We start from the raw sequence: 13765 nt of genomic DNA on the forward strand, positions 1-13765 counted from the left end.
CAGTTTACTAGAGCGTAGATGCGGATAAAAAGAAGTCAAAAAAGCACGACTGTTTTTGTGGGTACTCCCCCACTCCGGGTGGTTCAGGCTATCTCTTTGTACAGCGGCACGTTTTGCATCTCTTCATCCATGATCTCCCGCGCAGCCCGAATGCATTTGCCGCACTGTTTCCCGACCGGCACCAGCTGGCGCAGGTGCTGAATAGATTTAGGCTGATAACGGCGCACCACTTCACGCAGGGTTTTATCGCTTACGGCATTACACAGACAAACGTACATTCACTGCAGGCTCCGGTACAAAAACTGATCAAAGTGTAAATGAGAATAGTTTTTATTACAACGTAGCTTTTGTGTGGGATTATTATGCAGGCATAAAAAAAGAGCACCGAAGTGCTCTTTTTCATGCTGAGGTGACCACTTACGCAGTCACCTGTTGTCACGCACTTAAGCGATAACTTCAGCTACAACGCCCGCGCCAACGGTACGACCGCCTTCACGGATTGCGAAACGCAGACCCTGGTCCATCGCGATTGGGTGGATCAGCGTAACGGTCATTTTCACGTTGTCGCCTGGCATAACCATCTCAACGCCTTCTGGCAGTTCGATGTTGCCGGTCACGTCAGTGGTACGGAAGTAGAACTGTGGACGGTAGCCTTTGAAGAACGGAGTATGACGGCCGCCTTCGTCTTTAGACAGAACGTACACTTCTGATACGAACTTGGTATGTGGCTTGATGGTGCCCGGCTTAGCCAGAACCTGGCCACGCTGGATCTCTTCACGCTTGATACCACGCAGCAGAACGCCGCAGTTCTCGCCTGCCTGACCCTGGTCCAGCAGCTTACGGAACATCTCAACACCAGTACAGGTAGACTTGGCGGTGTCTTTGATGCCGACGATTTCAACTTCGTCGCCCACTTTCACGATGCCGCGCTCAACACGACCGGTCACAACGGTACCACGGCCGGAGATGGAGAATACGTCTTCGATTGGCAGCAGGAACGGCAGGTCGATTGCACGAACCGGATCCGGGATGTAGGTATCCAGGTGGCCAGCCAGCTCAACGATCTTCGCTTCCCACTCAGCGTCGCCTTCCAGTGCTTTCAGCGCTGAACCGCGAACGATTGGGGTGTCGTCGCCCGGGAAGTCATACTGAGACAGCAGGTCACGCACTTCCATCTCAACCAGTTCCAGCAGCTCTTCGTCATCAACCATGTCGCACTTGTTCAGGAACACGATGATGTAAGGAACGCCAACCTGACGACCCAGCAGGATGTGCTCACGGGTCTGAGGCATCGGGCCATCAGTCGCAGCAACAACCAGGATCGCGCCGTCCATCTGCGCAGCACCGGTGATCATGTTTTTCACGTAGTCGGCGTGGCCCGGGCAGTCAACGTGTGCGTAGTGACGGCTTGGGGTTTCGTATTCAACGTGAGAGGTGTTGATGGTGATACCACGAGCCTTCTCTTCCGGCGCGTTATCGATCTGATCGAAAGCACGCGCCTGGCCGCCGTAGGTTTTAGCCAGAACGGTGGTGATTGCAGCAGTCAGGGTGGTTTTACCGTGGTCAACGTGACCGATGGTGCCCACGTTTACGTGCAGTTTGTTACGTTGAAATTGCTCTTTCGCCATGGCGATAATCCTTACGTTATGCCTTCATCAGTGATGAAGGCATCAGTTCACAATTTTTAAACCGTAGCCTTATTTGCCACGAGCTTCAATAACGGCCTGAGCGACGTTGTTCGGCGCATCATCGTACTTCAGGAACTCCATGGAGTAAGAAGCACGGCCTTTGGTCAGAGAACGCAACTGCGTCGCGTATCCGAACATTTCAGACAGCGGAACTTCAGCGTGAATCTGAACGCCGGTAGCGTTAGATTCCTGACCTTTAAGCATACCACGACGACGGCTCAGGTCACCGATGACGTCACCGGTGTTCTCTTCTGGCGTCTCTACTTCAACCTTCATGATTGGCTCAAGCAGAACTGGTTGTGCTTTCTTAAAGCCATCTTTAAAGGCAATAGAAGCGGCCAGTTTAAACGCCAGCTCAGAGGAGTCAACGTCATGGTAAGAACCGAAGTGCAGACGCACGCCCAGATCAACCACCGGATAACCGGCCAGTGGACCAGACTTCAGCTGCTCCTGGATACCTTTATCAACCGCAGGGATGTATTCACCAGGAATCACACCACCTTTGATGTCGTTGATAAATTCGTAGCCTTTCGGGTTGGAACCCGGCTCCAGCGGGTACATGTCGATAACAACATGACCATACTGACCACGACCACCAGACTGCTTGGCGTGCTTACCTTCGATATCGGTAACTTTAGAGCGGATCGCTTCACGATACGCAACCTGTGGCTTACCGACGTTCGCTTCAACGTTGAACTCACGCTTCATACGGTCAACGATGATGTCGAGGTGCAGCTCACCCATACCTGCGATGATGGTCTGGTTAGACTCTTCGTCAGTCCATACGCGGAATGACGGGTCTTCTTTCGCCAGACGGCCCAGAGCCAGACCCATTTTTTCCTGGTCAGCTTTGGTTTTTGGCTCAACGGCGATAGAAATTACCGGCTCAGGGAATTCCATACGCTCCAGGATGATCGGGTTAGCCGGATCACACAGGGTATCACCGGTGATCACGTCTTTCAGACCGATTGCTGCTGCGATGTCACCTGCGCGAACTTCGCTGATCTCTTCACGTTTGTTGGCGTGCATCTGTACGATACGGCCTAAACGCTCACGTGCAGATTTCACAGAGTTCAGTACGGTGTCACCGGATTTAACCACGCCCGAGTAAACACGGAAGAAGGTCAGGTTACCCACGAATGGGTCGTTGGCGATTTTGAACGCCAGAGCAGCAAACGGTTCGTCATCGCTTGAATGGCGAACAGCCGGCGTATCTTTACCGTCGTCCAGGATACCGTTGATCGCAGTTACGTCGGTTGGTGCTGGCAGGTATTCAATAACCGCATCCAGCATCGCCTGAACACCTTTGTTCTTAAATGCAGAACCACAGGTCACGAGGATGATCTCGTTGTTCAGTACACGCTTACGCAGAGCAGCTTTGATCTCTTCTTCAGACAGTTCTTCACCGCTAAAGAATTTCTCCATCAGCTCTTCAGAAGCTTCAGCTGCTGCTTCGATCAGCTTGCCGCGCCACTCTTCAGCCAGCGCCTGCATCTCAGCCGGGATCTCTTCGTAAACGAAGGTCACGCCTGCGTCCTGATCGTTCCAGTTGATGGCTTTCATCTTGATCAGGTCAACAACACCGGTGAAGTTCTCTTCTGCGCCGATAGCCAGCTGCAGTGGAACCGGGGTTGCGCCCAGACGCGATTCGATCTGGCCAACAACTTTCAGGAAGTTAGCACCCATACGGTCCATTTTGTTAACGAACGCGATGCGTGGAACTTTATATTTGTTTGCCTGACGCCATACGGTTTCAGACTGCGGCTGCACGCCACCTACTGCACAGTAAACCATTACTGCGCCGTCGAGCACACGCATGGAACGTTCTACTTCGATGGTGAAGTCAACGTGTCCCGGGGTGTCGATGATGTTGATACGGTGCGGCTCAAACTGCTTCGCCATACCTGACCAGAACGCAGTGGTCGCTGCAGAAGTGATGGTGATACCACGCTCCTGCTCCTGAGCCATCCAGTCCATGGTTGCAGCGCCATCGTGTACTTCACCGATTTTGTGGTTAACACCGGTGTAGAACAGGATACGCTCGGTGGTAGTGGTTTTACCGGCGTCAATGTGTGCGCTGATACCGATGTTACGGTAGCGCGCAATGGGTGTTGTACGAGCCATTTGATTCCTCTGATTCTCGGACGTTCAAAGTAAGTCGACCCCAGCGGGTTGGCTAAATGAGCGCCCGCTGGTTTAACAACAACTACGTGGCGATTACCAGCGGTAGTGTGCGAACGCCTTGTTGGCTTCAGCCATGCGGTGAACGTCTTCACGTTTCTTAACTGCAGTACCTTTGTTTTCTGCAGCATCAGAAAGTTCGTTCGCCAGGCGGAGAGCCATAGATTTATCACCGCGTTTACGAGCAGCTTCTACGATCCAACGCATTGCCAGAGCATTACGACGAACCGGACGGACTTCTACTGGAACCTGATAGGTAGAACCACCAACGCGACGTGACTTAACTTCGACAGTCGGACGCACGTTTTCGAGGGCTACTTCAAAAGCTTCCAGCTCGTTTTTACCAGAACGCTGAGCCAGGGTCTCAAGAGCGGTATAAACGATTGATTCAGCAGTAGATTTTTTACCATCTACCATCAGGATATTTACAAATTTAGCCAGCAGCTCTGATCCGAACTTAGGATCCGGCAGAATTTTACGCTGACCAATGACGCGACGACGTGGCATGGAAATACTCCGTTGTTAATTCAGGATTGTCCAAAACTCTACGAGTTTAGTTTGACATTTAAGTTAAAACGTTTGGCCTTACTTAACGGAGAACCATTAAGCCTTTGGCTTCTTCACGCCGTACTTGGAGCGAGCCTGCTTACGGTCTTTAACACCTGAGCAGTCCAGCGCGCCACGAACGGTGTGGTAACGCACACCTGGCAGGTCTTTAACACGACCGCCACGGATCAGGATCACGGAGTGCTCCTGCAGGTTATGGCCTTCACCACCAATGTAGGAGGTCACTTCATAACCGTTGGTCAAACGCACACGGCAGACTTTACGCAGTGCGGAGTTTGGTTTTTTCGGGGTAGTGGTGTAAACACGAGTACAAACACCACGTTTTTGCGGGCAAGCTTCCAGCGCCGGCACGTTGCTTTTAGCAACCTGACGAACGCGTGGTTTGCGAACCAGCTGGTTAACTGTTGCCATTAAATAGCTCCTGGATTTAGCTTTTGCTTCGTAAACACGTAATAAATCGCCTCGTATTACTACGAGGAGGCAGAATTTTAGGGCTGTGCCAAAAGGGTGTCAAGAAATAACCAGGTTTTACCCTTCACCAGGCCACTTGTTGTGGATGCTTCGTCGTCAGCGCAACGAATCCAGTATAGTCCAGGCGGGCAATATTGGTCGAAATTTGCGCAGTCAGGCCGCGCGCGGCAACGTCCTCTTCCAGCACCCAAAGCGTGGCGGGCGATGCAGCCAGCTTTTGCAGCATCGGGCTGCCGCTCAGTGCGGCCGTCACACCATCCTGCAGTAACAGAAGATCGTCGCCTTCCTGCAGCAGCAGCAGCAGGCTATCAAGATCGCATTGCCAGGGCGATTGCAGCAGCGTGTAGAGCATGGTCAGTTCTCAGAAACGAATAATACGATGATAGCCCGCCAGCGTCTGACGCAGCAGCGCGGCGTCCAGCACCTCCGCCTTCAGCACGCGCGGTGCCGTCAGACTCTGCCCACGCGCCAGCAGCGACTCTTTGCAGATAAAACACTGGTCGATGTCATATAACGCCAGCACGCCAAAGGTGGCGACATAGTTGCGCGCCAGAATCGTTTCCGGCTGCTGACCGGTCTGCAGCTGCAGTACGCCATCGCCAATAAAAAACAGCCCGATGTCTTCGCTCAGCGCGCCCGTGGCCAGAACGGCATCCAGCCCTTCCCTGCCTGCGCTGCTGCCGTGCGGCGCACCGGTAAATAAAAACGCGACCCGATTCATCAAAATTGCACCAATCGATCGCAGCTGAGCGCCGCTTCTGCCAGCGCCCCCAGACCGCTAAGGGTAAATCCTGGCTGCAGGTTACTGGCGGGCAGATGCAGACGCGCCGCCTCCTGCGCATCCGTCACGCCACGGCGCAGCGCGGCCGCAACACAGATATTCAGCGCCACGCCCTGCGCTTCATGCAGCTGCTGCCACGCGCGCACCATGTCCACTTCATCACTGGCGGGCGCACTGAGCTGATTGGCGTTAAGCACGCCCTCGCGATAAAAGAAGACGCTATCCAGCTGATGTCCGGCCGCCAGTAACGCGCGGGCAAACAGCAGCGCGCTGCTGGCATGCTGCGTACCGTAAGCCGGTCCGGTGACCAGCAGGGTGTAGCGCATCAGCGTTCCTGCCCCTGAAAATCGCCGTTTTTGAACTGGCGGATATACAGATACACCGTGTGCTTGGAAATATTCAGCCGGTCAGCCACCTGATTGATGGCGTCTTTAATATCGAAGATGCCCTTCTCATACAGATTGAGCACAATCTGGCGGTTTTTGGCATTGTTCGAAACGTTGCGATCGGCGCTCACCTCTTCAATGGTAAATTCCAGCGTCTGCGTCACCAGATCTTCCACCGAGCTGGCAAAGTTGACGTTGGAATCCACCTGCTGCGTTTCAGGCGGCATAAAGGTCGACATAATCTGGGAGAACGGCACATCCAGATTCATGTTGATGCACAGCAGGCCAATCACGCGCTGCTGACGGTTGCGAATAGCAATCGTGACCGATTTCATTAATACGCCGCTTTTGGCCCGGGTAAAGTAGGCCCGCGAAACGTTGCTTTCGGCACCGTGCATATCATGCAGCATGCGCAGCGCGAGATCGGTAATCGGCGAGCCGACTTTGCGGCCGGTATGTTCGCCGTTAGCGATGCGCACCGCTGAACATTTCAGGTCTTCCAGCGAATGCAGCACGATTTCACAGTGCGAGCCAATCAGCATCGCCAGGCCATCGACCACCGCTTCGTAGGATTTCAGAATATCGTAGTCGGCTTGCTCGAACGGACGTTGCTCCAGTAAATCGAAGTCAGTCAGTTCACCGGGATTGAATGGATTAGACATCGAAGGCATTACCCTGCATGGCTGGAGCCTGTCTCGACAGCGTTGGGGCAGACTCATCTTGTGATAATTATTCAGGCGCTAGTCTGGCAAATGTCGGGAGGTTTAGCCAGAGCTTTACCGAGGCTGCCGGAATAATTCAGCGTACCGCGCAGGCGCTGAAAACAACATCGCCGCCCGCAGGCGGCGATGTCAGCACAGACGAAATTACTGCGCTTTTTTATCCGCAGCCGCCGGTGCCTGGGCTTTTTCATCGGCCTTCGGTGCGGGTTTGATATCCAGCAGCTCAACATCAAACACCAGCGTCGAGTTAGCTGGGATGCCCGGAACGCCGTTTTTGCCGTATGCCAGATTCGGTGGGATCACCAGCTTGATCTTGCCGCCTTTCTTCACGTGCTTCAGGCCTTCAGTCCAGCCCGGGATAACCCCATCCAGACGGAATGACAGCGGCTCGCCGCGCGTGTAGGAGTTGTCGAATTCAGTGCCGTCGATCAGCGTACCTTTGTAGTTCACCACAACGGTATCGCTGTCTTTCGGCGCATCACCGGTTCCTTCTTTCTCTACCTGATACAGCAGACCGGATTCGGTTTTCTTCACGCCTTTCTCTTTGGCGAATTTGTCAGCGTAAGCGGTGCCTTTATCCGCGTTCTCTTTCGCGTCTTTTTCCATCTTCTCCTGCGCTGCGCCTTTCACGCGGCCTTCAAAGGCCTGCAGGGTTTGCTCGATCTCCTGATCGGAGAGCTTGCTCTTGCCGCCGAACGCGTCCTGAACGCCGGCAATCAGCTGGTCTTTATCCAGCTTGATACCCAGCTTCTCCTGCTCTTTCAGCGAGTTGTCCATGTAGCGACCCAGTGACGCACCCAGCGCGTAAGCAGATTGCTGATCTTCGTTTTTGAAGGCAGCATTTTTAGGTGCCTGTGGCGCAGCCTGAGCCGCATCGGCAGGTGCCGCAGAGGTGTCGGCTGCCATTGCCAGCGGAGCATTCAGCGCGACGGCCATGGTGGTAGCTAACAATGTGACTTTAAACAGTGATTTCATCCTTTCTCCAAAACCGAAGCGTGAATACCTCGGGAATCATTGCGGACCGTGGCCCACACTATAACTTTACGTGGCAGTGGCGAACACTCCCACAATGTAATTACCCGGTCAACCTCCGACCTTTTTTGCTTCAGGAAGTTTCACCAGAGATATAGCCGCCGCACGGGAATTCAATGCAGCGCGTCTTTGCAGGGCAAAATATAAGGTGATTCCGAAGCAAAGGCCGTAGAATTGCCGGTATCGCAAATTGTGCAGAGCCGTTAAGAGGAGGAATGCCGATGCAGCAGTCAGAGTGGGAACAACGTCTGGAGGCGCTGGAAAGTCGTCTGGCGTTTCAGGAAGACACCATTGAACAGCTCAATCAGACGGTGGTGCAGCACGAGCTCGAAATGAGCAAACTGCGCGAGCATGTCCGTTTGCTGGTGGATAAGGTCAAGGCCGCCGCCCCGCCGATGGTAGCGTCACCGTCCGAAGAGACGCCGCCGCCGCATTACTGACGTGCGGTAAAAGAAAAGGCCACCGTGCGGGTGGCCTCTGTAACGCGCGAACTTAGTGGTTGCAACCGCAGCCGCCGTGGCTGCCGCAGCCGCCCTGGCCGTGATCGTGACCATGGTCATGATCGTGGTCATGCTCATGATGATGACCGTCAGCGCCATGTACGTGGCCGTGCGCAATCTCTTCTTCCGTCGCCGCGCGGATCGCGACAACTTCAACGTTGAAGTTCAGGTTCTGACCGGCCAGCATATGGTTGCCGTCGACCACAACGTGCTCATCTTCCACTTCGGTGATTTCAACCGGTACCGGGCCCTGATCGGTTTCCGCCAGGAAACGCATACCCACCTGCAGCTCGTCCACACCCATGAACACGTCTTTTGGCACGCGCTGCACGAGGTTGTCATCATACTGACCGTACGCGTCGTTAGCCGGGATATGCACATCGAATTTATCGCCGACAGCGTGATTTTCCAGCGCTTTTTCCAGACCAGAAATCAGGGAACCATGACCGTGCAGATAGTCCAACGGCGCACTCACCGGTGACTCGTCAACCAATACACCGTCTTCGGTACGAACCTGATACGCCAGGCTCACCACCAGGTCTTTTGCTACTTTCATGATATCTCCTAACCGTTGAGAACTAACAATCCCGTCTCATTGGTCTATTTTCGCGTGCAATAACCAACCAGAAAGGTTCAGGGCTGAGGATGCGAACAAAGAGGTTGCTGCATACTGCTCAGCGTTAATGGCGCCGATTGTAGCGGAATTCAATACCGCTGTAAGTCTAAGCTTAAAAAAAGCTGCGCGATCGCGCTACTCAGGATGAAAAATGCCGATCACTTGCTCGTTGCTGCGAACCTGATCGCGCGCCTGCTTATCGGCTTCGCGCATCTGGTGGCCGCACTTTACGCACTCCACCACATCCACATTGTTTTCACGCCACATCGCCAGCGTGTCTTTTTCCTGACAGTGCGGACATGTCGCACCGGCAATAAAACGTTTACGCATTCTCTTTCCTGCCCGCAGTTATAAACGGATACGTTAAGTGTAGTTCTACTCGTCGTCCCAGCCGTCGATCTGCCGTTTTTCATGCTGCATCTCACGCTGGAAGATATCTTCCAGTTCGCGCCGCGCCTCACGCACGCGGGAAACCTGCACACTGTCATCGTGGCTTGGCACCAGCTCACGCAGCATGCGCATATCCAGACGGCGGAAATGCTGCTGCGCACGCTGCGCCTGATGGGGATGCATACCCAGCGAAATCAGGGCCTTACGACCCAGCTCCAGCGCACTGGAGAAGGTTTCGCGCGAGAACAGCGTCACCCCTGCCTGCAGCAGCTCATGGGCTTCCACGCGGCCGCGCGCACGGGCCAGAATCTCCAGCCGCGGAAAGTGCTGCTGGCACAGGTGCACAATCGTCATCGAATCTTCCGGATCGTTACAGGTGATGACGATCGATTGTGCATTCTCTGCGCCGGCCGCACGCAGCAGTTCCAGCTCGGTGGCATCGCCATAGTAAACCTTATAGCCATACTTACGCATCAGGCTGACGGCGGAGATATCCCGTTCCAGCACCGTAATGCGCTTGTTATTGGCCATCAGCAAACGGCCCACCACCTGGCCAAAACGCCCGAAGCCCACCACGATCACCTGTGGCTGATCGTCCTCGACAAACGGCTTTTCGCCATCGTCTTCTTTATCGTTGAAGCGACGCGCCAGAATTTTATCCACGCCCTGCATCAGCAGCGGCGTTGTCATCATGGAGAGGGTTACCGTCACCAGCAGCAGCGGCAGCTGATCGCCGCTGAACAGCTTTGCCGATGAAGCCGCAGAAAACAGTACGAAAGCAAACTCACCGCCCTGGCTTAGCACGCCGGCAAACTGCAGCCGCTCCGAACTGCGCAAGCCGTAAATCCGCGACAGCACATAGAGCACCAGCGTTTTCACCGCCACCAGAATCACCACACCCAGCAGGATGGCACCGATGTGCGTGTACAGCACGCCAAGGTTAAGCGCCATGCCAACAGAGATAAAGAACAGTCCAAGCAGCAGCCCTTTAAACGGGTCAATTGCCACCTCGAGCTCGTGCCGGTACTCACTCTCCGCCAGCAGGATACCGGCGATAAAGGTGCCGAGCGCCATCGATAGCCCCAGTGCGTCCATGAACAGCGCCGACCCTAACACCAGCAGCAGCGAGGCAGCAGTAAACACTTCGCGCACGCCAGAGGCAGCGATATAGCGGAAAATCGGGCGCAGCAGATAACGGCCGCCAATCAGCATGCCGGCGAAAGCCAGCACCTTCATCCCCACTTTGAGCCAGTCGACGTGCCCGCTGTCGTTCCCGGCCAGCAGTGGCACCAGCGCCAGCGCCGGGATCACCGCCAGATCCTGAAACAGTAATACCGAGAAGCCCAGCTGCCCTGATTCACTGCGGTTCATACCTTTGTCGCGCATCAGCTGCAGCGCCATGGCGGTAGATGACATCGCCAGACCGATACCGCCAATCACCGCCGCCTGCCAGCTGAACGCCGTCAGCCACAGCAGCACGCCAAGGATGGCCGCGGAAACCAGCACCTGCGCGGCGCCCACGCCAAAAATCGAGCGCCGCAGCGCCCACAGCTTGGCCGGGTTCAGCTCAAGCCCGATGATAAACATCAGGAACACGACGCCCAGTTCGGAGAAGTGCAGGATCTCTTCAACGTCGCTGATAAAACCCAGCCCCCACGGGCCGATAGCAATGCCCGCCAGCAGATATCCCAGTACCGCACCGATGCCCAGCCGCGCCGCAATCGGCACCACCAGCACCGCCGCGACCAGGTAAATAACCCCGGCGGTAAGTAACGTTTCGCCTTGCATCACAGCCCTCCATTTGGCAGCGGCGAGGTCAGCCAGTCTGCATAAGCGTGCGCGTAGTGACGCATCACGTCCGGCGTCTGACGCCGCGCCCAGTAAATCACCATCGGCGTCATCCAGTGCATGCGGCACATCTGCGCCGTCAGCTCGAACGGCCGCATGATGTCGCTCATCGGATAGCGGTTGAGTCCATTATGGTGGTAGGCGGTTTCCGGCTCGCCGGTGGTCACCACACTGCGCCAGTATTTGCCTTCCAGCGCATTGCCATCCTGCCCGCTGGCGAAGCCGCGCGACAGCACGCGGTCCAGCCACTCTTTCAGCAGAGCCGGACAGCTGTAGGTGTAAAGCGGGTGCTGAAAAACCACGATGTCATGATCGCGCAGCAGCTGCTGCTCGTAATGAATATCAATAAAGAAATCCGGATAGTGGGCGTATAAATCGTGCACCGTGACGTGGTCCAGTTCCATAGCCGGCTGCAGCAAAACCCGATTGGCAATCGAATCCTGTGATTCCGGATGGGCGTAAAGCAGCAATATTTTAGGCGGCTGCGACATCGTTCCCCTCCAAAGCGTCGTCACCGCAGCGGAATTCCGCTACCATGCTCAACGCAACAAACATTATCGAATTATGTTGCCGATAAATTAACATATTCTGACGATACGGCGCTTATGATTGTCTTTTCCGCATTACAAATCCGCCGCGGCACCAACGTGCTGCTGGATAACGCAACGGCGACCATCAACCCCGGGCAAAAAGTTGGCCTGGTGGGGAAAAATGGCTGCGGTAAATCCACCCTGCTGTCGCTCCTGAAAGGTGAAATCGGCAGCGACGCGGGCAGCGTCACCTTTCCCGGCAACTGGGCGCTGGCCTGGGTGAACCAGGAAACCCCGGCGCTGAGTAAAGCCGCGCTGGAATATGTTATCGACGGCGATCGCGAATATCGTCAGCTCGAATCCGAATTAGCCGCAGCCAATGCGCGTGACGACGGCAATGCCATCGCGTTGCTGCACGGCCGGCTGGACGCTATTCAGGCATGGAGCATACACGCCCGCGCCGCCAGCCTGCTGCACGGATTGGGCTTTAGTCAGGAACAGTTAATGCAGCCGGTAAGCGATTTCTCCGGCGGCTGGCGTATGCGCCTTAACCTGGCGCAGGCGCTGGTATGCCGTTCCGATTTACTGCTGCTTGACGAACCCACCAACCACCTGGATCTCGATGCGGTGATCTGGCTGGAGCGCTGGCTGAAAAGCTACACCGGGACGCTGATTCTGATCTCTCACGACCGCGACTTCCTCGATCCGGTGGTGGACAAGATCATCCACATCGAACAGCAAACCCTGTTTGAATACACCGGCAACTACAGCTCGTTTGAACGTCAGCGCGTCGCCAGGCTGGCACAGCAGCAGGCGCTCTATCAGAGCCAGCAGGAAAAAGTTGCCCACCTGCAGAAATATATCGACCGCTTCCGCGCGCAGGCGACCAAAGCGAAACAGGCACAAAGCCGTATCAAAATGCTGGAGCGCATGGAGCTGATTGCGCCCGCGCACGTCGATAATCCCTTTAGTTTCAGCTTCCGCGCACCGGAGAATCTGCCGAATCCGCTGCTGAAAATGGAAAAGGTCACCGCCGGTTATGGCGATCGCGTGATTCTTGATGCCATCAAACTCAATCTGGTGCCGGGCTCGCGTATTGGTTTGCTGGGCCGCAACGGCGCCGGTAAATCGACGCTGATTAAGCTGCTGGCAGGTGAAATCGACCCGCTGGACGGCAAAGTCGGGCTGGCGAAAGGCATCAGGCTCGGTTACTTCGCGCAGCATCAGCTGGAGTACCTGCGCGCCGATGAGTCGCCTCTTCAGCATCTGGCGCGCCTTGCCCCGAAGACGCTGGAGCAGCAGCTGCGCGATTATCTGGGCGGCTTTGGTTTCCAGGGCGATAAAGTCAGCGACGTTACCGGACGCTTCTCCGGCGGCGAAAAAGCGCGCCTGGTGCTGGCGCTGATTGTCTGGCAGCGTCCTAACCTGCTGCTGCTTGACGAACCCACCAACCACCTTGACCTTGATATGCGCCAGGCGCTGACCGAAGCGCTGATTGACTTCGAAGGGGCGCTGGTGGTGGTCTCGCACGATCGTCATCTGCTGCGCTCCACCACCGACGATCTCTACCTGGTCCACGATCGCAAAGTCGAAGTGTTTGATGGCGATCTTGACGATTATCAGCAGTGGCTGAGCGACCAGCAAAAGCAGGAGACACAACAGGACGCGGCGCCGAAGCAGGATAACCTCAACAGTGCGCAGTCACGTAAAGATCAGAAACGCCGCGATGCTGAACTGCGCGCCCAGACGCAGCCGCTGCGTAAGGCGATTGAGAAGCTGGAAAAAGAGATGGCGAAGTGGCAAAACCAGCTCAGCGAAGCCGAAGCGCAGCTGGCAGACAGCGCCATTTACGAGCAGAGCCGTAAAGCCGATTTAACCGTCGCGCTGCAGCGCCAGGCGGAGAGCAAATCTGCGCTGGAAGACGCTGAAATGGCGTGGCTGGAGGCACAGGAGCAGCTGGAGCAGATGCTGGCTGGCTGATCCCGCCACGCGGCAAGGCGCGGCGCCGGAAAAGAGACGCCCTGCGCGGAGCAGCAAATGTCGCTGCCCGCGC

At 55.6% G+C, this 13765-nt stretch carries 16 protein-coding genes; 2 read left to right on the top strand and 14 right to left on the bottom strand.

Features of this window, described 5'->3' with window-relative positions; translation table 11 throughout:
• Positions 1–83: 83 nt before the first annotated feature.
• The 10 genes from bfd to fkpA all read right to left on the bottom strand — a co-directional run bounded on the left by bfd (position 84) and on the right by fkpA (position 7771).
• Complete coding sequence (gene bfd, locus D8B20_RS15795) at positions 84–278, bottom strand: bacterioferritin-associated ferredoxin (protein ID WP_145889740.1); 195 nt, start codon at positions 276–278, stop codon at positions 84–86.
• Positions 279–443: 165 nt separating this feature from the next.
• Positions 444–1628 carry an elongation factor Tu gene (gene tuf, locus D8B20_RS15800; protein ID WP_145886281.1) on the bottom strand — a complete coding sequence of 395 codons (1185 nt, stop codon included), beginning with the start codon at positions 1626–1628 and terminating at the stop codon, positions 444–446.
• 69 nt (positions 1629–1697) lie between these two features.
• Positions 1698–3812, bottom strand: a complete 2115-nt coding sequence (gene fusA, locus D8B20_RS15805; RefSeq protein WP_145889742.1) for an elongation factor G — start codon at positions 3810–3812, stop codon at positions 1698–1700.
• Between the two features lie 93 nt (positions 3813–3905).
• On the bottom strand, positions 3906–4376 hold the full coding sequence (gene rpsG / locus D8B20_RS15810; protein ID WP_013510774.1) for a 30S ribosomal protein S7: 471 nt from the start codon (positions 4374–4376) through the stop codon (positions 3906–3908).
• A 96-nt stretch (positions 4377–4472) separates the two neighbouring features.
• Complete coding sequence (gene rpsL, locus D8B20_RS15815) at positions 4473–4847, bottom strand: 30S ribosomal protein S12 (protein ID WP_145889744.1); 375 nt, start codon at positions 4845–4847, stop codon at positions 4473–4475.
• Positions 4848–4971: 124 nt separating this feature from the next.
• Complete coding sequence (gene tusB, locus D8B20_RS15820; protein ID WP_145889746.1) at positions 4972–5259, bottom strand: sulfurtransferase complex subunit TusB; 288 nt, start codon at positions 5257–5259, stop codon at positions 4972–4974.
• A gap of 9 nt (positions 5260–5268) precedes the next feature.
• The gene (tusC, locus tag D8B20_RS15825; protein WP_145889748.1) at positions 5269–5628 is read right to left on the bottom strand and encodes a sulfurtransferase complex subunit TusC; all 360 of its coding nucleotides are present in this window, start codon (positions 5626–5628) and stop codon (positions 5269–5271) included.
• Positions 5628–6014 (bottom strand): sulfurtransferase complex subunit TusD, encoded by a 387-nt coding sequence (tusD, locus tag D8B20_RS15830; protein WP_145889750.1) that lies wholly within the window; start codon positions 6012–6014, stop codon positions 5628–5630. Before tusD ends, tusC begins: the two co-directional genes overlap by 1 nt.
• Positions 6014–6736 (bottom strand): helix-turn-helix transcriptional regulator, encoded by a 723-nt coding sequence (locus D8B20_RS15835; protein WP_145889752.1) that lies wholly within the window; start codon positions 6734–6736, stop codon positions 6014–6016. Before D8B20_RS15835 ends, tusD begins: the two co-directional genes overlap by 1 nt.
• 204 nt (positions 6737–6940) lie before the next feature.
• Complete coding sequence (gene fkpA / locus D8B20_RS15840) at positions 6941–7771, bottom strand: FKBP-type peptidyl-prolyl cis-trans isomerase (protein ID WP_145889754.1); 831 nt, start codon at positions 7769–7771, stop codon at positions 6941–6943.
• Positions 7772–8049: 278 nt separating this feature from the next.
• On the opposite strand from fkpA, the gene D8B20_RS15845 reads away from it, so the two are divergent.
• Complete coding sequence (locus D8B20_RS15845) at positions 8050–8268, top strand: protein SlyX (RefSeq protein WP_145889756.1); 219 nt, start codon at positions 8050–8052, stop codon at positions 8266–8268.
• A gap of 52 nt (positions 8269–8320) precedes the next feature.
• Here D8B20_RS15845 and slyD read toward each other — a convergent pair whose 3' ends face one another.
• From slyD to kefG, 4 genes are all read right to left on the bottom strand, one after another.
• The gene (slyD, locus tag D8B20_RS15850; RefSeq protein ID WP_145889758.1) at positions 8321–8884 is read right to left on the bottom strand and encodes a peptidylprolyl isomerase; all 564 of its coding nucleotides are present in this window, start codon (positions 8882–8884) and stop codon (positions 8321–8323) included.
• A gap of 195 nt (positions 8885–9079) precedes the next feature.
• Positions 9080–9274, bottom strand: coding sequence for a YheV family putative zinc ribbon protein (locus D8B20_RS15855; RefSeq protein ID WP_003852926.1), 195 nt, complete (start codon positions 9272–9274; stop codon positions 9080–9082).
• 45 nt (positions 9275–9319) lie between these two features.
• The gene (kefB, locus tag D8B20_RS15860) at positions 9320–11122 is read right to left on the bottom strand and encodes a glutathione-regulated potassium-efflux system protein KefB (RefSeq protein WP_145889760.1); all 1803 of its coding nucleotides are present in this window, start codon (positions 11120–11122) and stop codon (positions 9320–9322) included.
• Positions 11122–11673: a glutathione-regulated potassium-efflux system ancillary protein KefG gene (kefG, locus tag D8B20_RS15865; RefSeq protein ID WP_145889762.1), complete on the bottom strand. Its 552-nt coding sequence runs from the start codon at positions 11671–11673 to the stop codon at positions 11122–11124. Before kefG ends, kefB begins: the two co-directional genes overlap by 1 nt.
• A gap of 114 nt (positions 11674–11787) precedes the next feature.
• On the opposite strand from kefG, the gene D8B20_RS15870 reads away from it, so the two are divergent.
• Positions 11788–13692 carry an ABC transporter ATP-binding protein gene (locus D8B20_RS15870; RefSeq protein WP_145889764.1) on the top strand — a complete coding sequence of 635 codons (1905 nt, stop codon included), beginning with the start codon at positions 11788–11790 and terminating at the stop codon, positions 13690–13692.
• Positions 13693–13765: the final 73 nt, after the last annotated feature.

The sequence above is a fragment of the Candidatus Pantoea soli genome (genome assembly GCF_007833795.1).
Taxonomy (GTDB): Bacteria; Pseudomonadota; Gammaproteobacteria; order Enterobacterales; family Enterobacteriaceae; genus Pantoea; species Pantoea soli.

What these genes read in the sequence shown, in the direction of transcription:
- bfd (WP_145889740.1), bottom strand. Translation starts at nt 278, where the DNA reads ATGTACGTTTGTCTGTGTAATGCCGTAAGCGATAAAACCCTGCGTGAA.
- tuf (WP_145886281.1), bottom strand. Translation starts at nt 1,628, where the DNA reads ATGGCGAAAGAGCAATTTCAACGTAACAAACTGCACGTAAACGTGGGC.
- fusA (WP_145889742.1), bottom strand. Translation starts at nt 3,812, where the DNA reads ATGGCTCGTACAACACCCATTGCGCGCTACCGTAACATCGGTATCAGC.
- rpsG (WP_013510774.1), bottom strand. Translation starts at nt 4,376, where the DNA reads ATGCCACGTCGTCGCGTCATTGGTCAGCGTAAAATTCTGCCGGATCCT.
- rpsL (WP_145889744.1), bottom strand. Translation starts at nt 4,847, where the DNA reads ATGGCAACAGTTAACCAGCTGGTTCGCAAACCACGCGTTCGTCAGGTT.
- tusB (WP_145889746.1), bottom strand. Translation starts at nt 5,259, where the DNA reads ATGCTCTACACGCTGCTGCAATCGCCCTGGCAATGCGATCTTGATAGC.
- tusC (WP_145889748.1), bottom strand. Translation starts at nt 5,628, where the DNA reads ATGAATCGGGTCGCGTTTTTATTTACCGGTGCGCCGCACGGCAGCAGC.
- tusD (WP_145889750.1), bottom strand. Translation starts at nt 6,014, where the DNA reads ATGCGCTACACCCTGCTGGTCACCGGACCGGCTTACGGTACGCAGCAT.
- D8B20_RS15835 (WP_145889752.1), bottom strand. Translation starts at nt 6,736, where the DNA reads ATGTCTAATCCATTCAATCCCGGTGAACTGACTGACTTCGATTTACTG.
- fkpA (WP_145889754.1), bottom strand. Translation starts at nt 7,771, where the DNA reads ATGAAATCACTGTTTAAAGTCACATTGTTAGCTACCACCATGGCCGTC.
- D8B20_RS15845 (WP_145889756.1), top strand. Translation starts at nt 8,050, where the DNA reads ATGCAGCAGTCAGAGTGGGAACAACGTCTGGAGGCGCTGGAAAGTCGT.
- slyD (WP_145889758.1), bottom strand. Translation starts at nt 8,884, where the DNA reads ATGAAAGTAGCAAAAGACCTGGTGGTGAGCCTGGCGTATCAGGTTCGT.
- D8B20_RS15855 (WP_003852926.1), bottom strand. Translation starts at nt 9,274, where the DNA reads ATGCGTAAACGTTTTATTGCCGGTGCGACATGTCCGCACTGTCAGGAA.
- kefB (WP_145889760.1), bottom strand. Translation starts at nt 11,122, where the DNA reads ATGCAAGGCGAAACGTTACTTACCGCCGGGGTTATTTACCTGGTCGCG.
- kefG (WP_145889762.1), bottom strand. Translation starts at nt 11,673, where the DNA reads ATGTCGCAGCCGCCTAAAATATTGCTGCTTTACGCCCATCCGGAATCA.
- D8B20_RS15870 (WP_145889764.1), top strand. Translation starts at nt 11,788, where the DNA reads ATGATTGTCTTTTCCGCATTACAAATCCGCCGCGGCACCAACGTGCTG.